The sequence below is a fragment of the Arthrobacter oryzae genome, assembly GCF_030812315.1.
Taxonomy (GTDB): domain Bacteria; phylum Actinomycetota; class Actinomycetes; order Actinomycetales; family Micrococcaceae; genus Arthrobacter; species Arthrobacter oryzae_B.
The window spans coordinates 11,999-37,635 of the sequence record NZ_JAUSSM010000020.1 but is presented as its reverse complement, the minus strand read 5'-3'; the positions used below and the strand labels follow the sequence as shown (position 1 = coordinate 37,635).

General features: G+C 66.2%; 22 protein-coding genes. 13 read left to right on the top strand and 9 right to left on the bottom strand.

The genetic code is table 11. The features are described from left to right. Positions 1 to 403 precede the first annotated feature (403 nt). Positions 404 to 898: an FBP domain-containing protein gene (locus tag J2S97_RS22790; protein WP_307052208.1), complete on the top strand. Its 495-nt coding sequence runs from the start codon at positions 404 to 406 to the stop codon at positions 896 to 898. Positions 899 to 1,065: 167 nt separating this feature from the next. Here J2S97_RS22790 and J2S97_RS22785 read toward each other — a convergent pair whose 3' ends face one another. The 3 genes from J2S97_RS22785 to J2S97_RS22775 are packed head-to-tail and all read right to left on the bottom strand — an operon-like array spanning position 1,066 to position 6,913. Next, positions 1,066 to 4,542 carry an ATP-binding protein gene (locus J2S97_RS22785; protein WP_307052207.1) on the bottom strand — a complete coding sequence of 1,159 codons (3,477 nt, stop codon included), beginning with the start codon at positions 4,540 to 4,542 and terminating at the stop codon, positions 1,066 to 1,068. Continuing rightward, positions 4,539 to 5,462, bottom strand: a complete 924-nt coding sequence (locus J2S97_RS22780; RefSeq protein WP_307052206.1) for a DUF4194 domain-containing protein — start codon at positions 5,460 to 5,462, stop codon at positions 4,539 to 4,541. The genes J2S97_RS22785 and J2S97_RS22780 overlap by 4 nt, the downstream gene beginning before the upstream one ends. Before the next feature lie 2 nt (positions 5,463 to 5,464). Next, complete coding sequence (locus tag J2S97_RS22775) at positions 5,465 to 6,913, bottom strand: DUF3375 family protein (protein ID WP_307052205.1); 1,449 nt, start codon at positions 6,911 to 6,913, stop codon at positions 5,465 to 5,467. Between the two features lie 348 nt (positions 6,914 to 7,261). Between J2S97_RS22775 and J2S97_RS22770 the strand changes: the two genes are divergently transcribed. The 3 genes from J2S97_RS22770 to J2S97_RS22760 all read left to right on the top strand — a co-directional run bounded on the left by J2S97_RS22770 (position 7,262) and on the right by J2S97_RS22760 (position 10,625). After that, positions 7,262 to 7,564 carry a hypothetical protein gene (locus J2S97_RS22770; RefSeq protein ID WP_307052204.1) on the top strand — a complete coding sequence of 101 codons (303 nt, stop codon included), beginning with the start codon at positions 7,262 to 7,264 and terminating at the stop codon, positions 7,562 to 7,564. Between the two features lie 63 nt (positions 7,565 to 7,627). Then, the gene (locus J2S97_RS22765; protein WP_307052203.1) at positions 7,628 to 9,613 is read left to right on the top strand and encodes an acyl-CoA dehydrogenase family protein; all 1,986 of its coding nucleotides are present in this window, start codon (positions 7,628 to 7,630) and stop codon (positions 9,611 to 9,613) included. 157 nt (positions 9,614 to 9,770) lie between these two features. Further along, entirely contained in the window at positions 9,771 to 10,625 is an 855-nt protein-coding gene (locus J2S97_RS22760) for a TIGR04086 family membrane protein (protein ID WP_307052202.1), read from the top strand. Between the two features lie 24 nt (positions 10,626 to 10,649). Here J2S97_RS22760 and J2S97_RS22755 read toward each other — a convergent pair whose 3' ends face one another. Beyond that, positions 10,650 to 11,063 (bottom strand): YchJ family protein, encoded by a 414-nt coding sequence (locus tag J2S97_RS22755; protein WP_307052222.1) that lies wholly within the window; start codon positions 11,061 to 11,063, stop codon positions 10,650 to 10,652. 269 nt (positions 11,064 to 11,332) lie between these two features. Here J2S97_RS22755 and J2S97_RS22750 point away from each other — a divergent pair, with 269 nt between their 5' ends. From J2S97_RS22750 to J2S97_RS22730, 5 genes are all read left to right on the top strand, one after another. Further along, the gene (locus tag J2S97_RS22750; protein ID WP_307052201.1) at positions 11,333 to 11,971 is read left to right on the top strand and encodes a hypothetical protein; all 639 of its coding nucleotides are present in this window, start codon (positions 11,333 to 11,335) and stop codon (positions 11,969 to 11,971) included. Between the two features lie 167 nt (positions 11,972 to 12,138). After that, the gene (locus tag J2S97_RS22745; protein WP_307052200.1) at positions 12,139 to 13,167 is read left to right on the top strand and encodes an aldo/keto reductase; all 1,029 of its coding nucleotides are present in this window, start codon (positions 12,139 to 12,141) and stop codon (positions 13,165 to 13,167) included. A gap of 72 nt (positions 13,168 to 13,239) precedes the next feature. Beyond that, positions 13,240 to 14,244, top strand: a complete 1,005-nt coding sequence (locus tag J2S97_RS22740) for an aldo/keto reductase family protein (RefSeq protein ID WP_307052199.1) — start codon at positions 13,240 to 13,242, stop codon at positions 14,242 to 14,244. Between the two features lie 2 nt (positions 14,245 to 14,246). Then, entirely contained in the window at positions 14,247 to 15,155 is a 909-nt protein-coding gene (locus J2S97_RS22735) for an SDR family oxidoreductase (RefSeq protein ID WP_307052198.1), read from the top strand. Positions 15,156 to 15,298: 143 nt separating this feature from the next. Further along, positions 15,299 to 16,408: a sulfite oxidase gene (locus J2S97_RS22730; protein WP_307052197.1), complete on the top strand. Its 1,110-nt coding sequence runs from the start codon at positions 15,299 to 15,301 to the stop codon at positions 16,406 to 16,408. A 149-nt stretch (positions 16,409 to 16,557) separates the two neighbouring features. Here the strand turns inward: J2S97_RS22730 and J2S97_RS22725 are convergent, their stop codons facing one another. Together J2S97_RS22725 and J2S97_RS22720 are read right to left on the bottom strand one after the other, a co-directional pair. Next, on the bottom strand, positions 16,558 to 17,331 hold the full coding sequence (locus J2S97_RS22725) for an SDR family NAD(P)-dependent oxidoreductase (protein ID WP_307052196.1): 774 nt from the start codon (positions 17,329 to 17,331) through the stop codon (positions 16,558 to 16,560). A gap of 101 nt (positions 17,332 to 17,432) precedes the next feature. Next, on the bottom strand, positions 17,433 to 18,257 hold the full coding sequence (locus J2S97_RS22720) for a sugar phosphate isomerase/epimerase family protein (RefSeq protein ID WP_307052195.1): 825 nt from the start codon (positions 18,255 to 18,257) through the stop codon (positions 17,433 to 17,435). Positions 18,258 to 18,445: 188 nt separating this feature from the next. Here J2S97_RS22720 and J2S97_RS22715 point away from each other — a divergent pair, with 188 nt between their 5' ends. From J2S97_RS22715 to J2S97_RS22700, 4 genes are all read left to right on the top strand, one after another. Continuing rightward, positions 18,446 to 19,783, top strand: a complete 1,338-nt coding sequence (locus tag J2S97_RS22715) for an MFS transporter (protein WP_307052194.1) — start codon at positions 18,446 to 18,448, stop codon at positions 19,781 to 19,783. A gap of 23 nt (positions 19,784 to 19,806) precedes the next feature. Beyond that, positions 19,807 to 20,691, top strand: coding sequence for a transketolase (locus J2S97_RS22710; RefSeq protein WP_307052193.1), 885 nt, complete (start codon positions 19,807 to 19,809; stop codon positions 20,689 to 20,691). Then, positions 20,688 to 21,695: a transketolase family protein gene (locus J2S97_RS22705; RefSeq protein WP_307052192.1), complete on the top strand. Its 1,008-nt coding sequence runs from the start codon at positions 20,688 to 20,690 to the stop codon at positions 21,693 to 21,695. The genes J2S97_RS22710 and J2S97_RS22705 overlap by 4 nt, the downstream gene beginning before the upstream one ends. Positions 21,696 to 21,815: 120 nt before the next feature. Beyond that, positions 21,816 to 22,475, top strand: a complete 660-nt coding sequence (locus J2S97_RS22700; protein WP_307052191.1) for a GntR family transcriptional regulator — start codon at positions 21,816 to 21,818, stop codon at positions 22,473 to 22,475. A gap of 21 nt (positions 22,476 to 22,496) precedes the next feature. On the opposite strand, the gene J2S97_RS22695 is transcribed toward J2S97_RS22700, so the two are convergent. From J2S97_RS22695 to J2S97_RS22685, 3 genes are all read right to left on the bottom strand, one after another. After that, the gene (locus J2S97_RS22695) at positions 22,497 to 23,294 is read right to left on the bottom strand and encodes an SDR family NAD(P)-dependent oxidoreductase (protein WP_307052190.1); all 798 of its coding nucleotides are present in this window, start codon (positions 23,292 to 23,294) and stop codon (positions 22,497 to 22,499) included. A 111-nt stretch (positions 23,295 to 23,405) separates the two neighbouring features. Beyond that, the gene (locus tag J2S97_RS22690) at positions 23,406 to 24,056 is read right to left on the bottom strand and encodes a dihydrofolate reductase family protein (protein WP_307052189.1); all 651 of its coding nucleotides are present in this window, start codon (positions 24,054 to 24,056) and stop codon (positions 23,406 to 23,408) included. Continuing rightward, the gene (locus J2S97_RS22685) at positions 24,053 to 25,636 is read right to left on the bottom strand and encodes a DUF4389 domain-containing protein (protein ID WP_307052188.1); all 1,584 of its coding nucleotides are present in this window, start codon (positions 25,634 to 25,636) and stop codon (positions 24,053 to 24,055) included. Before J2S97_RS22685 ends, J2S97_RS22690 begins: the two co-directional genes overlap by 4 nt. Position 25,637 lies beyond the last annotated feature (1 nt).

Below are 25,637 nucleotides of genomic sequence, written 5' to 3'. Positions count from 1 at the left end.
CATCCTGCGCCCATTTCCCCAACGCTCTCTCACATCCTGCGCCCATTTCCCCAACGGTCTCTCACATCCTGCATGCGGCCGCTTTGCCGAGATGTCTCGGGTTTGGGAGGATGGCGAGGCGGGCCACTGGCGCCCGCCCAACAGGCGGTTCGGATCGGATCGGCCGGGAACGAGGGGATGAGCATGCTGAAGACCGTTGAGGTCATCGCAGCCGCGGGAAGCGGGGCGGCCGCAGTGGCCTGCTTTGCGTCCGCAGCGACGTCAGCCTTCCCGCCCCGGATCTGCCTCTAGCCGACCCGGAAAGCAACGCCCACGGATGGGATTTCTTTGGTGTGCGCGGAATCTGCTGACAGGGACCGTCATTTCCCCCGTGGGGACCACACGACTTCGAAAGCTCACCACCATGCAAAAAATCACTGCCCAGCAGATCCGTTCATCCTTCGTAAATGCCAGCCGTTCCGAGGCTGCCAAGCTGACTTTGCCCCGGGACTTTGACACGCTGAACTGGGACAGCCTGGACTTCCTCGGGTGGCGGGACCACAAGATGCCGCTACGCGGGTATCTCGTTCTGCCTCGGCCAGGCGGCCTCACAGGGATCATGCTTCGTGCGCCGGAAGGCGGAGCAAAGAAGAGCCGTTCCGTGCTCTGCGAGCTCTGCCGAGACGTATTTTCTAAAGCCGACGTACTGATGTGGGTTGCCAAGCGCGCCGGACAGTCCGGCCGGGACGGCAACACCGTAGGGACGCTCATCTGCGCCGATTTCCTCTGTTGCTGCAACGTCCGCGTGGAGCCACCGGCCAACGAGATCAACCCGGACCCCGCCGCCGTCGTACTTCGCCAGATCGACGGACTGACAGCCCGGACCCGCCTGTTCCTGGACCGGGTGCAGGGACGCTAGCGTCTCAGCTACCTCCGCCTCACCCGCCGATGCTCTCTCACCTCAAGTGAGAGAGCATCGGCGGAAACCCTGCGAAAAGTGAGAGAGGGTCGGCCGTTTCGCTGCAGGAAGTGAGAGAGCGTCCTGATGAGGGGGCCGGGTTTATGTGCCGGTGATGCGCGTGGACGCTAGCGCAGGACGATGTCGACGGGGTTTGCCTCGGACCTCCACTGCCCCTCGGCACCGGCCCGCGGCCCGATCACAGGAGCCGTGAGCACGCCGGAGCGGTTGGTGCGCTTGTCCCGAAGGATCTCCGTGACGGAGCCGAGGTGCCGGGACAGGTCAATCACGTTCTCCGGGGCGGCCAGAAGCAGCTGGAAGCCGAATTCGTGCAGCGCCTTGATACCTGCGCCGGCAAATTCCTCCGACGCAAGGACGAACGCCTCGTCCATCATCACGGTGCCGTACGTGGTGAAGCCCTGCTCGGCGATGCCCAGTTGGTAGCTGAGGGCCGCGGCCATGATGAACGCTGTGAAACGCTGACGCTCGCCGCCGGACATGGAGCCCGTGTCCGCGTGCATGAACACCTCGGTCCGCTTGCCTCTCTTCTTGCCTGCGCCCTTTCCGGCTGACGCCGGGTCCACCACTTCGCGGTGCTCCTTGCACTGGATGAACAGGTGTCCGCGAACGTCCAGGACCTCTGCACGCCAGCGCCGGTCCTCCGGTGTCTGCGAACCCAAACGCTTCACGAGCGTTTCCAGCGACTTGTAGCGGTTGGTGAGCTCGGCGTCGTCGTCGGTTTCCGATGCAGCCGCACCCGCAGCGCGCGAGGGCCGAGTGTGCCGTGTCCTCAGCGCGTTCTGGATCGCGTCCTTGAACTGCTTCGCTGTAGGCGGCAGGGTCTGCTTGATGTCGAGCTCCAGGAAGCTACCCTCATGGAAATTGACCTCGGACAGGATGCCGTTCAGCGGCAGGATGCGGCTGGTGATGGACCGGCGTTCCTCGTCCAGCAGGTGCAGCAGCGTGCTGAAGGATTCGTGCGTGCGCTGGTTGAAGAACTGCCGGAATTCGGCCTCCTGCGCGGGCAGGCCGTCACTGACAATGGCGTGGTAGCGGGCCTCGAACTCCCCCGCGGCGCCGATGGACGTGCCGTGGTCCGCGGAAATCGCCGTGCCCCATTCACGCACGAAGCCCTCGAAAATGCGGGTGAGACGCTCCGAAGTGGCCTGGCCGCGGGACTCGGCGGTGTGCAGCTCTGCAAGGATCCTGGTCCGCACCTGGTTGGCCAGGTTGTCCAGCTCATGCATTTCACTGACGTCGCCAACGCCGGCGAAATACGGTTCCAGTTCGGTGACGGTGGAGTCCGACGGCGGCGCCTGGCCCAGGCGCGTGCGCGCGGCTTCCAGCAGCGAGTCCCCGGCGGTGAGCTGCCTGTCCAGCGCCTTGTATTCGCTCTGGAGAACAGCCGCGGCTTCCGTGCTGGCTTGGTGCTTCTGCCGGGCCACTTCGATGTTGGCCCGCAGCGGCTCCAAGTCAGCCTGGGCGGCGAGGGCATCCTTGAGGCGTTTCTCGATCTTTTCGAGTTCGTCCTCCGCCACCGCCGCGGAAACCTGCTCCCAGGGCCGGTGGTCCTCAGCGATCCGGCGCAGCGCCTCCAGCTGCCGGGTCATTCCCTGGTGCGACTCTTCGCGGCTTCGCGCGAGCTCCGCCGCCTTCGCGAGTTCCTGCTGCAGATCCGCCACCTGCGTGGCCACGAGTTCCAGTTTCGAGGCGTTGTCGAAGCCGAGGACGTAGTCCTGCCTGCTGGTGAAGCGGTCGTCCTTCTCCACAGTGTGGCGGTTCCGCTTGACCACGCCGCCCAAGCTCAGGCCCTTGTCCAGCCTGGCAAGTTCGTCCGGGTCCTCGACGCAGGGGTAGGCGAAGTCGACGGCGATCCGTTCACGCATCCACTGCCCGGCGTCGGCCGCCGGCCCCGTGGTGAGGATGTCCAGCTTGGTCAGCAGCTCGCCGTCGGCCACGTCCTCCACGGCCAGCGCACCGCCCGCCAGGGGCTTGGACACGTCAACGGCGCGGAGTGCACCGCGAACGGAGTTGTTGTTGAGGTAGCGGGTCACGGCGGCGAAGTGTTCGCCGGGAACCAGCAGGGTGGTGGCGAGGTTCCGCAACGCGCGCTCGGCGGCCGGCCGCCACTGTTCTTCCCCTTCGGTGAGGTCGATGAGCTCACCGCCGAACGGCATCTGCTCTTCGGGCACGCCGGTGGCGGCGGCGATCGCGGTCCGGTTTTCAATGCTCGACGGCGGCAGCAGGGACTTGCGCGTCTTCAGCGAGACGAGTTCCTGCTGGGCCGCCGCAAGTTCCCGTTTCTTGGTGGCATGACCGTCGAACGCCTCGAAGCGCAGCTCCTTGAGGGTCTCCGAATCGTCCTGCAGCTCGGCCGAGCGGTCAGCCGCGTGCGTGTGGGCCTGCTCCCACCCCTCGGACGTCCACTCGAGCTCCAGCCCTGCGTCGGCCAAGGCCTGGCGCGCGGCTTCCTCGACTTGCTGGCGCAGCTTGAGCCCCACCCGGGCGTTTTCCAGCGACTGCTCGATTGCCGAGATCGCGTTGCCGCCCTGGTTGTTGTAGTCCGCTTCAAGCTGCCGCAGGTCCTTGGCCCGGTCGTCACGGACTGCACGCTCCGCTGCCAGCTCCTTGGCCTTTGCCTGGGCCAGTTCCTTGTAGCGGACCAGCGTCTTCTCATGGACTGTGACCGCGAGCTGCTGCTTATAGGCATCAAACTCCTCGCCGGCCAGCTCCCGCAGTCGGTTCGCATCCAGCAGGGACTGCGCATATTCCTTGTTCAGGCCGGGAACCGGTGCCAGCTGGTCGCGCTGCTGCCGGACATCCTCCAGCCGCTGCCGGATGGACATCAGGTTGCTGAATTCCTCCACGACGTCGTCCGCCGCAGCCAGTGTGGCGGGCGCATCGAGGACCTGGTCCCGGAAGAACGTGTTGACGCTGCCGCCCAGCCCCTTGCCGGCCTGGATCACGCGGAGCAGCGGCAATGCCTGGTCCGAGTTGATGCCCAGCAGGCGGCGGAAGCGCTCGGCGAACGCCTTGTGCACATCGAAGACCTGCGCGTCCGGGAAGATCGTATCCAGCGCGGCCTTGGTGAAGCGCTTCTCGGCAATGCCCTCGATCGCGGCAAGGTCCAGCGGCTTGTTGTCGATCACGTAGTACCGTCCGACGCTCGACTCCGTGCCGTTCTTCGGCAGGTCAAACAGCGCCGACACCGTCACCTTCGTGCCCGCTGCGTTGTCGAACGTCAGGGCGACGGCGGACCACGTGGCGCCGGGGCGCTGGAAAGCACTGGCCGAGCCCTCGCCCACAGCCTTATCGCCCACCTTGCCCCGCATGTACGTGAACGTGGTCCTCTTGTCCTCCACAGCACCGGAGCGCTGCGCTGCGGCCTCGTTGGAACGGGGCCGCGCATCGAACACGCGCAGCATGGCATCGAACAGCGTGGACTTGCCGACGCCCGAGTTGCCCGTCAGGAGCGTGCCATTCCGGTCCACGTGCATCGTGTGCGCCCCATGGAACGTGCCCCAGTTGACCACCTGGACCAACGCAAGCCTCATCTGGCCCGGGTTGGTGAGCTCGCCCATCGGCAGCATGGTTGCGATGCTCATCTGGTGTTCCCTTCAGCGCTCAGGAGCGACGACGCCGATGCCGCCCAGGGAGTGGCATCGGGCCTGTCGGAGCCGGCAGCATCGTCCGCAGGACGATTGCTGCCCGGCGGAGGGGCGGGGGCGGCATCGGCGTCGTCGTCCTCAGCCACGGGTTCGCCGTCGAGCTCTATCAGTGCTTCCGTACCTGTCGGGTCTGCGGTGGCTGCTACCAGCGCCTCGATCTGGGCCGGGATGTCGCCGATGTTTTCGAAGGGGAGGGCAAGCGGGAGGGCGTTGGAGATGGTGTAGACGTCGTCGAGGCCGGTGGTGATGAGGAGCTGGCGGGCCAGGAGCTTGGTGATGGCGCGGTTAACGACGTCGGAGTCCCGCAGCGCGTCCTGCTGGCCGGACGGCTGGTAGTGGGCCACCAGCTCGGCGATTTCCTCTTTCGTGATCGTCGGATCCGTCTGGGCCGTGACGTGGCGGTCCAGCAGCAGCCGCAGGCGCAGCAGCACGATGGTCTCCACCCGGCTAAGCGCACGCTGCTGGCGCAGGATGCTGGAGCGGGTGCTGCCGCCGATGGCGTCCGGATCCACCGGGCGAAGCACGGCCACCTTCCGTTCATGGTCGAGCTGTAGCGTCAGGAAAAGCTCGGATAGGCGGCTGCGGAGGATGAGCTGGTTGTCCAGCAGCGTTGTCCACAGTTTCTCGTCCCGGCCGCCATCGATGTACGGCCCCTTGAGCAGCTTCACCAATGCCTGGCGGACCTTCATCGGCAGCACGCCCGTGTCCCCCGGGAACAGTGCGGCGCCGTCCACGAAGGTGTCACGCGGCGTGACAACGAACGGGTCGGCGTGCATGTGTTCGGGCGCTGCGGGGGCTTCCGGGGTCTCGACGGGCTCGACCGCCTGGGTCACCGTCGTCGTCATCTCTTCAGTCATCGTCAGTCCTTCATGAGGGTGACCACCGGCAGGAATGCCTTGCGGGTGGTTCCGTCTATCTGTTCGAAGTCGATGTGGTCCCAACCGGCGCGGTCGAAGCCGGCGCCGCCGTGCAGTGCGTGGGACAGCAGCGCGCGGATGGAGTTGATGTGGCGTTCCTCCGGCGGAAGCTGCTCCCATGCCTCCGGCAGGGTGGCGGCTCCGGCGAGCGCGGCGCGGATGGCCGCCGGCTTGGCCTTCCCCGTGCGCGGCGATCGCACGCGGTCGGAATCGCTGAAGGCGATGGGATCGGCGAGTTTTGGCGGCGCCGCGAACTCGTCGGGGTCGAAGAGCTTGACCATGGACAAGGACTCGAAGCCGGCGTTGAACAGCACCGGACCCGGCACCAGACCCGGGCGTTCCCGCTCGTAGGGCAGGGAGCGGATGGCCTGTTCAGCCTCGCGGAGCACCTTGCGGAGCCGCACGGACTGGCGGAAATCGTCACTCTGGACGTAGGTGTTGAGGCTTTCGCTGAGCTTGCCGTAGATCCGCTGGATCTGGCTGTGCTGGGTGCGGAGTTCGGCCACCAGGTTCTTCAGCGTTTCGCGGTCCTCGTGGCTGAGGTCGTCGGCGAACTGCCGGCTGAGCACCTCGCCGATCGCGGAACGGAACCGCAGCTGCTGCTGCGGGTCTTCCAGGAACGCCGTGAACGAGCGGAATGTCCTGCCCTCGGGGCTCTGCCGGAGCCGTTTGTCCGCCTCCAGCACCTGGGCCATGGTGGCGCCCTTGCTGAGGGATTCCTCGATGATCTGGTTGCGCAGCCCGCCCACCAGTTCTTCGATCCGGTCGCGCATCTTCTTGTAGTCCGCCGGCAGGCTGGCCGCCAGGTCCAGGATGTTTCCGGCGGCCTCCACGGCCTCGTCGTCGTCCAGGAGCCCGTCGAAGTCGCCGGAACTGATGTCCTCGATGAGCTGTTGCCGTTCCTCGATCTCGTCCTCGAGCGATTCCAGCCGGGCGGTCTGGTCCGGATTGGTCTCATTGGCGAGCTTTTCGACGTCGCCCAGCAGCGTTCCAAGCCGGGATCCGTTCAGGGTGGAACGTTCGCTGGAGAGGCTGTCCAGGAAGGCGAGGACGCGGGCCGCCGGCTCGGTGACTTCGTAGACGATCTGGCCTGACTGGTTGCGGCGGGTCAGGAAGTTCTTGCGGGTCCATTCGTCGCCGAAGGACTTTCCATTGGCCGCACCACCCAGCCCCGGCTCCTGCCGGCGGAGCTGCTCCAGGAAAGCGTCGACGTCGGCATGGAATTCTTCCAGCGGAAGCTGCGGACGGGTGCGGGTGAACGATGCCTGCAGGACGGCGATAACCCAAGGTGCGGACCGGGTGAGCGCCCAGGCCGGTCCCTTGGTAAGGAGTTCGAGGTCCCGGAGCCGGGCACTGATTGCGTCCGCGGAGGACGGGGCGGATCGGGACACACACTCTCCTTCAGCTGCCTCAGAACTCGTCGGGCAGCGGAAAACCCGAAAACTGCCAACTACAAGGTTAACGCAGTGGCCCGCGCCGCCGGTCCGGATGCACGCCCCGTCCGCCCCCGCACCCGTCGGGGGGCACCCTGCCGTCATCATGACGGCATCCGCCGGCCGAATTGCTGTTACGCGTGTTACTGATGTGGTTTCAGTGACCCCGCCGTGACCTACGGACCGGTAGCATTTCGATCCCGTATCAACACCCGCGCCACGGCCTGTCGCGTCTGGCTGACGGCACCGCAGGCACCCTACGCTCGTGCTACTTGATCCAACCAGGCAATGACGCAAGGGGGAACCATGCAGTTCGATCTCAGCGCAGTAGAGACAGGCACTTTCGTGTTCATCGGAACGCTCGTGTTTGGCCTGCTGATCGTGGGTTTCATGATGTCGGCCGCTTTCGTGGCCATGGTGATGGTGGGGGTGGGCCGGTTCGCCTGGTTTGTCGCCGCCGGCACACTGCTGTGGCTGGTCCACGGCATCAACCATCTATGGGACCGCCTGGTGCACCACGCCTCCGCCGTGGAACTCCCCGGCGACTTTCAGGGGCAGCCTGCCCCTAGCACGGGAACTTACCCGCGGGTAGCATTGAGGGACAGCTGAAGGGTCCCCACCCGAGGCGGACCCAGGGCTCAAGCCGGCCACCCCGGTTAGAGGAGATGCCCCGTGAGCTCTGCCACCGACAGTCCAGCCGCTGACGTTCCTGTCGCCCCCGAAAAAATCGGGCCAGGCGCCACCGAGGCCGATGCCCGGGCCATCACGGAGGCCGCGCGGGAGACCGCCTGGGAGAGGCCCAGCTTCGCCAAGGGTTTGTACCTGGGCAATTTCGACCTCTCACTGATCCACCCCTGGCCCGAAGCCAAAACCGAGGATGTGGAACGCGGCGACGAGTTCATGGCCCGGCTCACCGCCTACTGCCGGACCATGTCCGGCCGCCTGATCGAGCGGGACGCGAAAATCCCGGACGAGTATCTCGCCGGCCTGGCGGACCTGGGCGTCTTCGGCATGAAGATCCCCAGGGAGTACGGCGGCCTTGGCCTTTCCCTCGTCTACTACGGCCGCGCACTGGCCATGCTGGGTTCAGTGCATCCCAGCCTCGGGGCGCTGCTGTCCGCGCACCAGTCCATCGGCGTCCCCGAGCCCGTAAAGGTCTTCGGCACGCCGGAACAGAAGCAGGAGTACCTCCCCCGGTGCGCCGCCGGCGCCATCACGGCGTTCCTGCTGACGGAGCCCGACGTCGGCAGTGACCCCGCCCGGATGGGCAGCACCGCGGTTCCCACGCACGACGGCGACGCCTACATTCTGGACGGCGTGAAACTGTGGACCACCAACGGCGTGATCGCCGAGCTTGTAGTGGTGATGGCGCTGGTTCCGGAGCACACCGATTCCGACGGAACTGTCCACAAGGGCGGCATCAGCGCGTTCGTAGTGGAAATGGACTCCCTTGGCATCACGGTGGAAAACCGCAACGCCTTTATGGGGCTGCGCGGCATTGAGAACGGCGTGACCCGCTTCCACCAGGTGCGGGTTCCCGCCGCCAACCGGCTCGGCCGCGAAGGCCAGGGCCTGAAGATCGCCCTCACCACCCTCAACACGGGACGGCTCTCCATCCCGGCCATCTGCGTGGCATCCGGCCGGTGGAGCCTGAAGATCGCCCGCGAATGGTCCAACGCACGCACTCAGTGGGGCCGGCCCGTGGGCAAGCACGAGGCCGTGGGCAAGAAAATCGCTTTCATCGCTGCAAGCGCCTTCGCCCTGGACGCCGTGTTCGAGCTGTCCGCCGAACTGGCCGACGCGGGCCAAAAGGACGTCCGGATCGAAGCCGCCCTGGCCAAACTCTGGTCCACGGAGATCAGCTGCCGGATCGCGGACGAACTCGTGCAGATCCGGGGCGGGCGCGGTTTCGAGACGGCAGATTCGCTGGAAGCACGCGGAGAGCGGGCCGTGCCGGCCGAGCAGCAGCTCCGGGACCTCCGGATCAACCGGATCTTCGAGGGCTCCTCGGAAATCATGAAGCTCCTGATTGCCCGCGAGGCCGTGGATGCCCACCTGGCCGCCGCCGGGGACCTTGCGTCCGCGGATGCCAGCCTGTCGGACAAGGCGAGGGCCGCCGTCGGGGCTTCAGGTTTCTACGCCAGGTGGCTGCCCAAGCTTGTGGCGGGCGCCGGGATGGACCCGCGGTCCTACTCGGAGTTCGGCAGGCTCGCCAAGCAGCTGCGGTTCGTGGAACGGTCCTCGCGGCGGCTGGCCCGGCAGACGTTCTACGGGATGGGCCGCTGGCAGGCCAAACTCGAGCACAAGCAGGCATTCCTGGGGCGGATCGTGGACATCGGCGCCGAGCTGTTCGCCATGGCGGCTTGCTGCTCACGCGCCGAAGGGATGCTCCACACGAACCCCGAGCGGGCCGCCACCGCCTACGAACTGGCCGAGGCATACTGCGAACACGCGCGGGTCCGCGTTGACGAGTACTTCGACCAGCTGTGGCGGAACACGGACGACGCCGATCGCGGGCTCACGGAAAAGGTCCTCGCCGGGGACTACATGTGGCTGGAGGCAGGAGTGCTGGACCAGTCCGAAGGCACCGGACCATGGATCGCCGATGCGGCTCCCCGGGCCACCGTCAAGGAGAACCTGCACCGTAAATACCGCTGATTTTCGGGGATTTTCGCCCCTTCGCCGATGCTAAGCATCCTTGCTACCGCCGTTGCGCCGTGGTTAGGTGGAGAAGAGACCATCATGCAGGTCTCCGCATAGCGGTGGCCGGCCCAACCGATGGGTCCGGTTCAATCGATGAAAGCGAGAACGCCTGATGAGCAGCACAGTAGGGCCCGAAGACAGACAGTCGCGCCGCGCCGCCCGTGGCGGGGACGCCAACCGCGTGGACGGCGCCAGCCCCGGAAACGTCACCGGCAACGTTGAAAGCAGGAACGTCGAGGACAGGCTGGAGGGCAGGCGCAGCCACACCGACGCCCCGCGGGCCAGCCGGAATTACGACGCCGGAACGGACCACGACGACGACACCCGCGCATATGCGGTGACGCCCACGGCCGAGCCCGCTACGCTTGCGGACCCGAATGCCGCGACCCGCGAGACAGTAGTGGCCCGCGAGAAGGAACAGTTCGGCGGGATCAAGATCGGCTCCGCCTTCTTTGGCTGGCTTGCGGCGACGGGAACAGCCGTGTTGCTGACCGCGCTTGTCGCAGCGGCGGGAACAGCCGTTGGGCTTGCCACCAGCACTGACGTCAATGAGGCCGTCAACCAGGCCTCCTCCGACCAGGCGGTGGGCCTCACCGGCGTCATCGTGCTGCTGGTCATCCTCTTCGTCGCGTACTACTGCGGCGGTTACGTGGCCGGCCGAATGGCCCGCTTCAGCGGCGCCAAGCAGGGATTCATGGTGTGGGTCTGGGCCGTGATCTTCGCTGTCCTTATTGCTCTGCTGGCCATGATCGCCGGAGAACGCTTCAACATCCTGGCCAGCCTGAACAGCTTCCCGCGCATTCCCGTCAACGAAGGACAGCTGACCACCACAGGAATCATCGCCGCTGTCGTGGTGGCCGTGGTTGCCCTGATCGGTGCAGTGGTGGGCGGCATGGCCGGCATGCGCTTCCACCGCAAGGTGGACCGTGCCGGATTCACCCCGGTGGAAGCTGACGCGGAACGCTAAAGCCGGAGGGCCAGCGCGGAGACATTAAGAGACAGCCTCGTCGAAGTAGTACCAGCGCCGGTCCACGCGCAGGAACCGGCTGGTTTCGTGGTGGACTCCCCGCTCGCCGTCGTGCCGGAAATGGGCTTTGAACTCCACGGTCCCTTCCGAGTCCAACGGACCGCCGCGGCTCGTGGAGACAATGTCCAGGCGGCGCCACTCCGTGGCCGGGTCCAGCTCGAGCTCCCCGGGCCGGGTGTCCGGGTGCCAGGTGCGGAGCAGATAGGCGGCATCCCGCAGCACAAAGGCGCTGTACCGGGAACGCATCAGCTGTTCCGCTGTCGGAGCAGCGGAGCCGCCGCGGTGGAACCTGCCGCAGCAGTCCGCATACTGCTCACCGGACAGGCACGGACAGTTCCCGCTGAACGCCGGCGGACTGCTGTCCTGGACGCCTCCGATGCCTTCCTGTTGTGGTTCTTCAGGCTCGGTCTGCTGCGGCACGGAGCGTCCTTTCGGGGCTGTTGGAGGGCGTCAACTTGGCTGCTTTCGACTATAAGCGCAGGTCGGCCTGAAACGGCTGTGTCATATCGGATAACAGCTTCGACACAACCGTGCGGCGGACCTGTAATGCGGGCATGTTGCCCGAAAAAGTCCGTATTGTTAAGGGGTGCCTATCGCCAGGTGATCGCCGCCGGCGCGCAGGTGCTGCAGGCCGTTAGGAGAGGTAAATGGAAGATCCCACCACCATTGCCCTGAACCTGACCTTTTTTGGCACACTCGGTGTGGCGTTCGTCATGTTCGTCGGGCTGTTCCTGTGTTTCGTGGCCACCCTGATCATCGCCGGCCTGGGCCGGCTGGTCGGTGTCGCGGTCATGGCCCCGTTCCGCCGCCGTCCCGGCAAGCCATCCGAAGCACCGGCCCGGGCGCCACGCGCGCCGCGCCGAACGTTCAACCTGAAGACCGCCTGGACAGCCCCTTCCCTCAAAACCAAGCTGGAAGAGGCGGCACGGAAACGCGCCGCGCGCAGGGAAGCTCCGGCCCTTGCCCAGGACTGGGCGGCAGCCGTGGCCCGGGCCGATGCGCGGGCCGCAGCCAGGGCCAGGGCCGCAGCGGCGCCCGAGGTGAAAGTCACCGTTCGCGATCTCCCCAGTCCGGACGCCCCGGTGGAGGACGTCAGCGCGGTGGCTCCACTGGTGGAGTCGGCCACGGACCAGCACGCCGCCGTCCGGGCAATACCGCGTTCCTTCGAGAAGCCGCCCGCACCGGGACGGATGGCGATGCTGGACACCGGGTCCCTGGTCTCGTTGGCCGGCCACCCTGCCGCCCTGCGGGGCACCCTGCCGACGGAGCAGCGCCGCGCCGGCTGATTGGCCGCCATAACACGGTTCACAAATCGTCATTGGGACTCCTGCGTTACCCCGGACTACGGAAAGCTAAGAAGTGCTTCGCCAACGGCCTGCGCACGGCTGATTTTGTGTAGCCTCATGACGATCCACAGCAATCAGCGTGGGAGTCAAACGTGAGGAAAACCGGGATGAGCCTCAACCAGCTACGAGTGTTCGGGCGCAGCGGGACGCTGATCAGCCCACTCACCTTGGGCACCATGAATTTCGGCGAAGGCGCGCCCACCGGCGCGGACGAAAGCATCCGCATCATCCACGCGGCATTGGACGCCGGCATCACCGCAGTGGATACGGCGGACGTCTACTCGCAGGGACAGAGCGAACAGGTGGTGGGCCGCGCCCTGAAGGGCCGCCGCGACGACGTGTTCATCGCCACCAAATTCCACGGCCAGATGAGCGCCAACCCCGCGCACTCGGGCAACTCGAGGCGGTGGATCATGCAGGCAGTGGAGGGCAGCCTCCGCCGGCTGCAGACGGACCGGATCGACCTCTATCAGGCACACCGTCCGGACTACAACACCGACGTCCTCGAGACCATCACCGCCCTGAACGACCTCATCCGCCAGGGCAAGATCCTCTACTACGGAACGTCCGTGTTCACCCCGGCGCAGCTGGTGGAGGCCCAGTGGCTAGCCACCACGAACCACCTCATCCCGCCCGTGGCGAACCAGGTTCCCTATTCGATGCTGGTCCGCGGCACTGAACGCGACGTCCTGCCGATCACCCAGCAGTACGGCCTGGGCGTGCTGGCCTACGGTCCGCTGGCCGGCGGCTGGTTGTCCGGAAGCTTTGTCCTGGACGCCGGGAAACCTCCCACGCGGGTGCACTCCCTGCCTGGGCGGTACGACATCTCCGGCCCGGCGAGCGAACGCAAGCTGCTCGCCGCGGATTCCCTGGCCCGGCTGGCTGACAAGCTGGAACTGCCCCTCGTGGACCTGTCGGTCGGTTTCGCGCTGAACCACCCCGCCGTCAGCAGTGTGATTGTTGGCCCCCGGAGCGAGGAACACCTGCAGGCCTACCTGAGGGCCGCGGACACGGTGCTGGACGAAACCGTGCTGGACGCCATCGACGACCTAGTGCCGCCCGGCACCAACTTTGTGGAGCGGGACGCCGGCGCCGTGGTCCCCTCCCTCGAATACGCCGAACTGCGTCGGCGGTAACCGAGAAGGCAGCCCAAGGCAGCCGCCGGAAAGCCCTTACCCTGAGCAACCAAGTGGACTACGGTGAAAACCATGGAATTCAGATACCTCGGCAACAGCGGCTTCAAGATCTCCGAAATCACCTTCGGCAACTGGCTCACGCACGGATCCCAAGTGGAGAACGATGTAGCAACCCAGTGCGTGCGGGCGGCGCTGGACGCAGGAATCAGCACGTTCGACACCGCCGACGTCTACGCCAACACGGCGGCCGAGACGGTGCTGGGCGAAGCGCTGAAGGACGAGCGCCGCCAGTCCCTGGAGATCTTCACCAAGGTGTTCGGCCCCACCGGGCCCAAAGGCCACAACGATGTGGGGCTGTCCCGCAAGCACATCATGGAGTCCATCGACGGTTCCCTGACGCGTCTCCAGACCGACTACGTGGACCTGTACCAGGCGCACCGCTATGACTATGAGACGCCGTTGGAAGAAACCATGCAGGCCTTCGCGGACATCGTCCGGCAAGGCAAAGCGCTGTACATCGGTGTCAGCGAATGGACAGCCGACCAGATCCGGGACGGCCACGCCCTGGCCAGGGACCTGGGATTCCAACTGATCTCCAACCAGCCGCAGTACTCCATGCTCTGGCGCGTCATTGAAGCCGAAGTGATCCCCACGTCCGAAGAACTGGGCCTGTCCCAGATCGTGTGGTCCCCCATCGCCCAGGGCGTGCTGAGCGGCAAGTACCGGCCGGGAAAGCCGGCGCCGGAGGGAAGCCGGGCCACGGACTCCAAGGGCGGCGCCAGGATGATCGAACGCTGGATGTCCGATGAAGTGCTCAGCGGCGTCCAGAAGCTCAAACCGATCGCTGCGGAAGCCGGGCTCACCATGGCCCAACTGAGCATCGCCTGGGTGCTGCAGAACAAGAACGTCGCCTCGGCCATCATGGGTGCGTCCCGGCCCGAGCAGATTGCCGGCAACGTGGCGGCGGCCGGCGTGAAGCTTGACGAGGCCATCATGGACAGGATCGACGACGTCATCGGATCCCTGGCTGAACGCGACCCGGCGCAGACCAAGTCGCCCGCGTCCCGCGAGGCCTAGCCATGGCGGACACGGGAACCCCCGCGGTCACAGGGACGGACACAGGGAAAGGCTCCGACGGGTCCCTGCCCGATCTGGCCGTCACCGGCTCCACCGGGCAGCTCGGCGGACTCGTCGCCAGCATCCTCGCCGACGCCGGGCACCCGCAGCGGCTGCTGGTGCGGGACGCCGCACGGGCACCTGACCTTCAGGGCGCCGTTCCGGTGGTCTCGGCGTACGCGGACCCGGTGCTGGCGAAGTCCTCGCTCGAGGGCGTAAGAACCCTGTTCATGGTGTCAGCCTCGGAAGCCGAAGACCGGCTGCAGACGCATTTCGCGTTCGTGGACGCCGCAGCGGCCGCCGGGGTGCGGCACCTCGTCTATACGTCCTTTTTCGGAGCGTCCGCTGACTGCACGTTCACGCTGGGCAGGGATCACTACGCCACCGAAGAACGGATCAGGGCCTCCGGGCTGGACTACACGTTCCTGCGGGACAACTTCTACCTTGACTTCCTGCCGCTGCTCGCCGGAGATGACGGCGTCATCCGCGGTCCGGCAGGCGATGGTGTGATGGCGGCTGTGTCCCGCGGGGATATTGCCCGGTGCGCCGCCGCCGTGCTGCGTGATCCGGCGGTGCACACGGGCCGGACCTACCACCTGACCGGCCCCGAGGACATTTCCCTGGAGCGGGCCGCGCAGCTGCTCACGGAAGGTACCGGCCGGAACATCAGCTACCACAATGAAACCGTGAAGGAAGCGTACGCGTCCCGGGCCTCGTACGGCGCGCCCGCCTGGCAAGTGGACGCCTGGGTCAGCACCTACACCGCCATTGCCAACGGTGAACTGGCGGGCCCGACGTCGGACGTTCACGGCCTCACGGGCAGGGAACCTCAAGGGCTGGATGACTTCCTCAAGGAGGCGCACCACCCCTAGCCTCGAAGCGCCCGGGACTGGCCTTGACGCACCTGCGGAGGCGGGCGTAGACCTGTGAACAAGGGCAACCCCCGTCGCAGCATCCGTAAGCAGCCCAGCATCGTTCCACACCAGAATCCGGCCCTACCCAGAATCGCAGTGCCATGACGAACCAGATTTCCCGGCGCCGCCAAACCGCAAAACCCACGGCGCATACCGGAGAACCCACGAACGGCCCGCTCACCGCAGAGGAACTGCAGCTTGCGGTCAGGAACCATTCGATGCCGCTGGAGGCCTTGCGGGAGGACGTTACCCCGCCGGGTCTGCACTACGTCCTGACGCATTTCGACATCCCGTTTATTGACGCCGACGCCTGGCACTTGCGGATCGGCGGTGCCGTCCAACGCGCCGTCGAAATCAACCTCCGGGCGCTCCGCCGGGACCCCGCCATCAGCATTCCCATCACCCTTGAATGTGCCGGCAACGGCCGGTCGCTCCTCCGGCCCCGTCCGCTGAGCCAGCCGTGGCGGCTTGAAGGCGTGGGCACTGCGGTGTGGACGGGTGTCCCGCTGGCATACCTCCTGGCCCAGGCCGGTGTTGATGAAGACGCCATCGAAGTGGTCTTCACGGGCGCCGACGCCGGCATCCAGGGCGGCGTCCGGCAAAAGTACGGACGCAGCCTGCCGATCAAGGAGGCGATGCGCCCCGACGTCGTGCTCGCGTACGAGATGAACGGCCGCGACCTGCCGCCGCAGCATGGCTTCCCGCTGCGGCTGGTGGTCCCCGGCTGGTACGGCATGGCCAGCGTGAAATGGCTGGAATCCATCCAGGTGGTGACCCACCCGTTTGACGGCTTCCAGCAGTCGGTGGCTTACCGCTACCAGAAGGACGCGGACGACGCCGGTGCACCGGTCACGCGCATCAAGGTCCGTTCGCTGATGGTTCCGCCCGGAATCCCGGACTTCTTCACCCGCAACAGGGTCCTTTCCGCCGGCCCGGTGATGCTCAAGGGCAGGGCCTGGTCCGGCGAAGGTTCCGTGGCCCGCGTCGAGGTGGGGATCGACGGGAAGTGGATGCCGGCGCATCTTGGGCATCCGGCTGGTCCGTTTGCGTGGTGCGAATGGACTTTCCCCTGGGTGGCGGACCGGGGCGAGCATGAGCTTGCCTGCCGGGCCACCGACTCCACAGGATCAATGCAGCCGCTGGAGCAGGTCTGGAACTATCAGGGCATGGGCAACAACGCGGTGCAACGCGTGAAGGTCAACGTCGAATAGCTGCGGCGTCCCCGGATGGCCGCGCCCGGCCTTCCATGGTCAGGACGGCGTGCTGGTGCGCGTCCGTTTCAAGGCCTTCGGACGCTTGCTTCCCCATCTGGTCACCGGATTGGAGGGCGGCGTTGCCCCTCCGGTACAGCGGCGTTTCGCTAGTGGATGTGGCTTCCGCCGTTGATGTCGATGGTGGTTCCGGTGAGGTAGGCCGATTCCTCGGAGGACAGGAACGTGATGACGGCGGCGATTTCCTCGGTGGTGGCGTTGCGGCCCAGGGGGATGCCGGCGTTGATGGCTGCTTCCTGCTCCTCGGTGCTGCCCACGCGGATGTTGGTGTCCACGGCACCCGGGGTGATGGCGTTGACGGTCACTCCCGTGGCGCCGATTTCGCGGGCCAGCGCCTTGGTGAAACCGAGGATGGCGGCCTTCGCGGCGGAGTAGGGGACCTTGCCGAACACGCCGCCGCCGCGCTGCGCGGACACGGAGGACATGTTGACGATCCGGCCCCAGCCGTTGGCGATCATGTCCGGCAGGAAGGCCTTGGTGACCAGGTAGGTGCCGGTGGAGTTCACGGCCATGACCTTGTTCCAGAGATCCAGGGTGGTCTCGAGGAACGGCACAGGCGAGGTGATGCCGGCGATGTTGGCCAGGGCACCCACGGCCGGGAGCGTGCCCGCGGTGATTTCGGCCTTCACTGCGCGGTATGCCGCGTTCACGGAATCCTCGTTGGCGACGTCGATATCGGAGCCGAAGGCCGGGACGTTGAATTCGTTGCCGATTTCGGCGGCGACCTTCGCGGACTTCTCGCCGTCGAGGTCCAGGATCACCACTCCCCAGCCCTGGCTGGCGTAGCGGCGTGCGGTGGTGATGCCGATGCCGCGGTCCGAGGTGGCCCCGGTGAGGACGGCGGTGCGCTGGATGGTGGTCATGATGCTCCTTGGTTGTGCTTGGTTGTGTCCATGGATGGAATCGAGTGCTCCACAAGCGCCGTTTTGAGGGTCCAAAACGGCCGTTACGGAGCAATCGATGGTCAGAGAAGGTCGGTGACGAAGCTGGCCGCCTTGGCGGCGGCTGCCGGACGTTCGTCGTGGGTGACGTCCCGGGTTTCCAGTTCCAGTGAGAAGTGGCCGGAGTAGCCATGGGCTGCGAGCGAGCGCAGCCCGGCGGCGAAGTCCGCGTGGCCGTTTCCGATGCTGAGGTTGATGTTGCCGGGCATGGCGTCGCGGAGGTGGACATGGGCGATGCGTCCCTCGTGGCGTTTTACGTATTCCAACGGATCCTCGCCGGCGGCGACGATGTGGCTGAAGTCCATGACAATTCCGACGCCGGTTCCCGCCAGCCGCTGTGCCAGCAGTTCCGCGCGTTCCAGGTTCCAGCAGAACCGCAGGAAATGCAGGGACTCGGTCCAGAGTTCGACGCCGAATTCCGCGGCCCGCTGCCCCGCGTGGATGAGCTGGGCTGCGATGGTGTCCAGATCCTCGTCAAGGCTCCGGACCGGGTCGTGGCCCAGCGCGCCGCACGGAAGGACCAGCGCCTTGGCACCGGTGTTAGCCGTGAGGGTGAGCAGCGCCTCCAGGTGCCGTTCGCGGGCGACCTGCCGGCCGGCGTCAAGCACTGCGTTGAGGTCCCCGATGTCACCGTTGACCGAGCGGACCCGCAGCCCGGAGGCGGCAACCTCCGCCGTGACGGCCGTGACTGCCTCCGCATCCAGGTCGTAGGGGACGTGGTCGCAGACGCCCGGGAGGGCGCCCAGGTCGATTTCTTCGAAGCCAAGGCCGCTGATGGTCCGCAGGGCAGTGCTCAGGTCCTGGTGGCGGAAGCTGATGGACGAGCAGCCGAGGCGGGAGTTGAACATCGTCGTTGATCCTCTGAACGGGCGGGGTGATGTGAATCACTGTAGTGTGTTTCACTGTCAACAGTCAACCTCCAACATTGACTGTTGACAGAGTGAAATGACGCAGGTCACACTTGTCGTATCATGTGTTAACAGTCGACAGTGCTGGAGCGCCAATGCTTCGGTCGCTAATCGAAAGGGATCCACCAATGAGCAACGAAGCTCTGAAAATGCGGGGCCACGTCCACGGCACCAAGGACGCAAAGCGCGTCGCCATCGGTTCCGGTGTTGGCGCCGTCATTGAGACGTATGACTTCATCGGGTTCGGCACCGCCGCGGCCCTGTACTTCGGTACGGCGTTCTTCCCGACCGGCGACCCGGTCACGGGAACGCTGGCAGCCTTCGCCACTCTCGGTGTGGGCTTCGCCGCCCGCCCGATCGGCGGCATCATTGGCGGGCACCTCGGCGACAAGGTGGGCCGCAAGCCCGTCCTGGTGGCCTCGCTGATCCTCATGGGCGTGGCCACGTTCCTCATCGGCCTGCTGCCCACCTACGAGCAGGTTGGCCTGCTGGCCCCTGCCCTCTTGGTGTTCGTCCGGGTCGTCCAGGGCCTGGCCTTCGGCGCTGAGTGGGGCGGCGCCATCCTGATGAGCTACGAGCACGCGCCCTGGAAGTCCAAGGGCAAGTACACCGGCATCGTGCAGGCCGGCTTCCCTGTTGGCCTGCTCCTGGCGAACCTCGTCTTCCTCGTCAGCGTGAACCTCGGCGGCGAACTTGCCTGGCGCGTGCCGTTCCTGGCCAGCATCGTGCTGGTCGCCGTCGGCCTGATCATCCGCGCCAAAGTCCCCGAGTCCCCGGTCTTCGACGAGGTCAAGGAAAGCGGCGCCATCGTCAAGTCGCCCATCGTCGAGGTCATCAAGACCGACTGGCGCAACATCGTCAAGGGCATCGGCCTGCGCATCGCCGAGACCGCCGGCTACGCCGTATCCATCACCTACATGATTTCCTACCTCCACACCGAGCAGCTCGCTGACAAGACCCAGACCCTCGTGGCCCTTTGCATCGCCTCGGCCATCGGCATCTTCGCCACCCAGGCCTGGGCCCGGCTCACCGACAGGATCGGCCGCCGGCCCCTGTACGTCTGGTCCTGCGCCTTCGCCCTGCTCTTCGGCATCCCCATGTTCCTGCTGGTGAACACCGGCATGTTCATCGCCATCATTGCAACCGTCGCCATCTCCTACGCCGTCTGCCAGAACTCCCTGGCCGGCGCCCAGGGCGCCTGGTTCCCGGAACTCTTCCAGGCCAAGACCCGCTCCTCCGGCGCCTCACTGGCCTACCAGATCTCCGCCATGGTCTCCGGATTCACCCCCTTCATCACCACGCTCCTCTTCGTGGCCCTCGGCTGGATGGGCCCCGCGCTCCTCTTCAGCTTCTACGCAGCCATCGGCCTCTGGGCCGCCATCGCCACCCGGGAAACCTGGGGCAAGCGCGAACGGCAGCTGGCAGACGAGGCCACCAAAAGCACGCCCCAGTCAGTGACCGTCTGATGACCTCCACGAAAGAAGCCCAAATGACCGTCACACAGGAAACCATGGCTATCACCACAACAGGCCGCGTCGACGACGTTTCAGCCGCGGCGTACCGGATCCGGCACCATGCCCTGAATATGGGCGAGGTCCAGGGCCAGGGCTACGTCGGCCAGGCGCTCGGCGCGGCGGATATGCTGGCTGCCGTCTATGCGGACCAGCTCCGGTTCCAGGCCGCCGACCCCGAATGGGAAGGGCGGGACAGGTTCCTGCTCTCCACCGGGCACTACGCGATCGGACACTACGCGGCATTGGCCGAGGCCGGGATCGTCCCCGTGGAGGAGCTCGAGACCTATGGTTCGGACGATTCCCGGCTGCCTATGTCCGGGATGTCCACCTACACCCCCGGCATGGAAATCTCCGGCGGCTCCCTGGGCCACGGCCTCACTATCGCCGTCGGAATGGCGCTGGGCCTCCGCTACCAGGGTTCCGAGGCGAGGGTCTACAACTTCCTCTCTGACGGCGAACTGGACGAGGGCTCAACCTGGGAGGCCGCCATGGGCGCACACCACCACCAGCTGGGCAACCTGACCGCCATGGTGGACATCAACGCGCTGCAGGCGGACGGCAAGACGGACACCGTGCTCCGCACCGAGCCCGTGACGGAAAAATGGGAGTCCTTCGGCTGGTACACCCAGCGGGTGGACGGCAACAACATGGCCGACCTCCTGCTCGCCTTCGACAACGCCGCCGCCCAGGCCGCCACCGTCGGACGTCCTTCCGTGATCCTGTGCGACACGAAAGTAGGCCGCGGAGTACCGCTGCTGGAAGAACGCGAGAAGGCACATTTCATGCGCATCGAAGAACACGAATGGCAGCTCTGCCGCGAACAACTGACCGCAGGATACGAAGGGAAGGCCAAGCGATGAGCGCCGCCACCGCCTTGAAAAGCACCGCCCCCAAGCTGAAGACCTCGGCCATGATCGCGTCCTTCGCTGATCCGGGCCAAAAAACCGCTTCCGCACCCTTCGGACACGCCCTGGTGAAGGCAGCGCAGGAAAACGACAATATCGTCGGCCTCACCGCGGACCTCGGCAAATACACCGACATGCACATCTTCGCCCAGGCGTTCCCGGAACGGTTCTTCCAGATGGGCATGGCCGAACAGCTGCTCTTCGGTGCCGCCGCCGGATTCGCCGAGACCGGCCTGGTGCCCTTCGCATCCACCTACTCGGTGTTCGCTGCGCGGCGGGCCTACGACTTCCTCTGCCTGGACAGCGCGGAGCCGAACCTCAACGTGAACATCGTGGGCGGACTGCCCGGCCTGACCACGGGGTACGGTCCGAGCCACCAGGCCACCGAGGACATGGCGATCTTCCGCGGCATGCCCAACCTGACCATCGTGGATCCCTGCGACTCGATCGACATCGAACAGGCAGTCCCCCAGCTCGCGGCCAGTGAAGGCCCCACCTACCTGCGGCTGCTGCGCGGCAACGTCCCTACCGTCCTGGACGAATACGGCTACACCTTCGAACTTGGCAAGGCGAAGGTCTTGCGCGGCGGGAACGACGTCGTCTTCATCTCCAGCGGGCTGATGACCATGCGGGCGCTGCAGGCCGCCAAGGCCTTGGCGGAGCACAACGTGGATGTCGCCGTCGTCCACACGCCCACCATCAAGCCCTTCGACGCGGCTACCGTCCTGGCTGAGATCAACACCGACCGCCTGGCGGTGACGCTGGAAAACCACAGCGTGATCGGCGGCCTGTTCGAAACCGTAGCCTCCGCAGTGGTCGCTGCAGGCCTCGGCAAGAGGGTGGTTCCCGTGGCACTGCCGGATCAGTTCCTCGACGCCGGCGCACTGCCCACACTGCATGAACGCTACGGCCTCTCCGTCCAGAAGATCGTGGCGAAAGTACTCGCGGAACTCGGCTAAGCCGGGCCGCACGGCCGGAGCGCGGAGCGGGCACACGCCGGTTCCGCGCTTCTGGCGTAACATCGACAGTTAACACGCTGACTGTAAACAGTCGACCACTGACAGTGAGGAAGTACCACGATGGCCGGAGCAACAGCACACCTCCTCGGACTGCAAAAGAAGAGCCTTCGCGAGCAGGCCCTTTCCGCACTGCGCACGGCCATCACCAGCGGCGAACTGGAACCCGGCCGGCACCTGGTGGAGACTGAACTGTCGGACATGCTCCAGATCAGCCGGGGGACGCTCCGCGAAGCGCTGCGGCAGCTTGAGCAGGAAGGCCTGCTGTCAGCGGGGCCACGGGGCCGCCTTTCTGTACGGCACCTGGACGCCAAGGAAATCCGCGACATCTACTCGGTGCGTGCGGCGTTGGAATCCTTGGCCGCCCGGACCCTGTGCGAACTTCCGGAACGCCAGCAGGTCATCGGCTCGCTGCGCGCGGCCATCGACGCCATGCATGCCGCCGCCAAGGGCAGCCTTGAGGAGCGGATCGAATCCGACCTCGAGTTCCACCGCACCATGTGCCGGCTCACCGGGAACGAGACCCTGCTCCACTCGTGGGAGTCGCTGGAGGGCTCCATCCGGATGTCCATCATGTTCGCCGGGCTGGAAAAGGGCGTTTCGAACATGAGTGTGGACCGGCACCACGACATCGTGGCGGCCATTGAAACCGGGGACGCTGCCCTGGCCCGCAAGACCATCCGCGAACACATGGACACCGCAGCGGACAACCTGGTGGCCTAGCCTGCTGCCGGGGATCCTGCCTCAGTAGTCCACGATGGCGCCGCAGGAAATGTTCACGGTGGCGTCGGTGATCGCGCCGGCCCGGTCCGACGCGACGAACACGGCCACGTTGCCAACGTCGGCGAGTGTGGCAGTCCGGTTCAGGTGCGCCGTCCGGGTGATTTCGTCCACGATCTCCTCACGCCCATCGGCCTGCCAGGGAATGGTTTCCACGATCCCTCCCGTCACGAGGGTGACCACCCGGATGCCGTTCTTGCCGAGTTCCAGCGCCCACTGCCGGCGCTGCCCTTCCATGGCATCCAGGGCGATCTTGAACCCGCCAAGCCCGGCCAGGGTCTGGGGGCCGGAACCGCCGAACATCAGGACGACGCCGGAACGCTGCCTGATCATGTGCCGCGCCGCGGCGCGGGTGGTGAGGAAGTGGGTCCGGGTTGCGGCGCTGACGGGCTGGCTGAAGTCCTCGGCGGAGATTTCCATCAGGGGCTGCTGGACATCCCCGTAGGAGATCAGGTTGAAGGAGATGTCGATGCGTTTGGTCTTTTTGGCGGCCTGGTCCACAAAGCCGTTCACCTGGGTTTCGTCCAGGGCGTCGACGACGGCGGTTTCCGCGCTGCCGCCCGCCGCACGGATGTCCCGGGCTACTTTCAGCAGCCGTGATTCCGTGCGGCCAGCGAGGAAAACATCGGCGCCTTCCTCTGCAAAAGCCCGGGCCACTGCACCGCCGATCGGTCCCCCGGCACCGTAGACCAGGGCTGTGCGGCCCCTCAGCAGGCCATGAGGCCCTGTTCCATTTGGCCCCGTACCCTTTTCCAGCAGCATTGCGGGCCTCCTGCCCCGGAGTGGTGAATCCCTCCACTATGTTCTCGCGGGCGTCAGGTGGCAAGGGTTCCGCTTCGGCTGAAGGCTCAATCGGCATCGCGCCGCGGCGGGTCACTCCCTAATCTGGTCCCGCCCGTCCTGTACCTCAAAATCCCCCACGGCCAGGTCGCCGGCACCAAACGCCGCGGGCTCCAGGACCAGGGAGACGGCGCCGGACGCAGTGGCCTTGCTCCGGGCCAGGGTGAAGGCGGACGGCGCGGCGCCTGTTTCAAAGAGCCGCTTGCCCTTGCCGAGCACTACAGGGAAGACGATGAGCCTGTATTCGTCCACCAAGCCTGCATCGTGCAGGGCACTGGCAAGGTGGTGGCTGCCGTGCACCTGCAGTTCGCGGCCCGGGCCGGACTTGAGGTCGTCGACGGCTTCCAGGAAGTTGCCGGACAGGATGGTGGTGTTGTTCCACGTGGCTTCGCTGAGGGTGTTGGAGACTACGTACTTGGGCAAGCTGTTCAGCGCGGCTGCCACGCCGTTCTCCGGGTCGGTGACCTTTTCCCAGTAGGGGTGGAACAACTGGTACGTGGTCCGGCCGAGGAGGATGGCGTCGGCTTCGGAGAACCAGCGGTCAACGATCCGGCCAAAGTCGTCGTCAACGTGCGGAACCAGCCAGCCGCCAAATTCGAATCCGCCGCTGGTGTCTTCGTCCCTGCCGCCCGGGCCCTGCATGACGCCGTCGAGGGTCAGGAACGTGTGGACCGTGAGTTTCATGGCTCACCTTTCGGGGCTGGCGTTTCAGGGCGGGCGGGGACCGGCGGCGGGTAGCCTCCCGGCGGAACGTCGGCGGGGTCCGTCGGACCCATGTCCAGGCGGAACGGCGGGTATTCGTCCCGCATCAGGGCCACATAGGCGGTGACGCGGTATACCCAGCGGTTGAGGCCCAGCAACAGGTCGAACAGGCTTCGGAGGTACCTGCCGGTGAAGAGCAGGGTAACCCCGGCGATCAAAGTCAGGAGCCCGATCAGCGAAAACGTCCCGCCCGAGGCGTAACGGGCCCCGGAGCCGGACCAGTCGTCGTCGGACGCCACCCAGGTGCGCGTCGTACCGGCAAGCACCCCCACGATCAGCAGGTGCGGGATGGCCAGCAGCCACGACTTGACCAGGACCAGGCCGCGCGAGAGGTGTTCCGGGTAGGCGACGTCGAAGTCGGCGGGATAGTCCGTCCGGGCCAGCGTGAACGGCGGATATCGGTCTGTTCCGATAGCTGTGAAGGCGTAGAACGAGACCCGCCAGCTCCAGCGCAGCACACCCACGTTGAAATTGAACAGCGAGCGCGGGTAGCTGGCCGTGAACAGGATGGCGAACCACGCCACGATCGTGGTGACGATAAGCGCGAACCAGAGGAAAAACAGGACGATCAGGTGCGGGATGGCCAGGAACCACTTGATCAGCCACATGCCGCGGGACAGGCCCGGATCGAGGTATCCGTTCAGCCGCACCGGATAGAGTGCGGAGTCCCAGGGCACGGGCTCTGTGGCCAGGGGAGCGCTGGCCCCGCCCGGCGGAACGCCCCCGGGCGGCGTGGCCGCGTATGGCACGCCAGCCGGTCCCGCTACCGGGCCGGCAGGTGCGGCTACGCCAGCCGACGGTCCGGCTGCCGGTCGATGCGGGGGCGGGCCGTGCTTGCCGAGACCGGCGGCGCCGGCCACAATCAGCGGAACGCCCACAGCCAGCAGCGCGATGCCGCTGATCAGGAGCCCGATGAACACCGGCAACAGCAGATCGGACCGGACGCCTGCCTGCAGATCCACGGAAACCGGAGTCCCGCCGTCGGCGTTCATAACCACCACGGCCCAGCGGCCGGTGCGCAGGTCCCACTCAATCTGCTGGGTTCCCGTTCCCTGTGCGGAGGTGGACCAGAACGGCTGAGTTCCCGGAGCGGCAGGTACGGCGTCACCGGGAACTTCACGGTACTGGGCCCGGAACGGGGAGAAATCCACTTCGGTGAGCTCGGAATGCCGGACGTTGGCAAGATAGCGGGCCACGTCCTCCTGCGGTCCGATGCCGATGAAGATCTGCTGTCCGGACGCCGCCGTTCCGCGGAGGAGCACCCGGCCCGCGCTGTCCACCGGAAGGACGTCCGGCAGTTCCTCGTCCACCAGGACGTTCAGGCCGGGCGAGGTGATGGCCCTTGTGCCCACGTCGTAGCGCTCGGTGGGGGTCGTGAAGAATCCATTGTCGCGCTGCTGGAAGTTGACCCATCCGACTCCGGCGGCGGCCGTCAGCAGTCCCAACCCCAGCAGGGCAGCGAGGGTGCCGAGCACCAGCATGACTATCCGACCTGGTTTCATG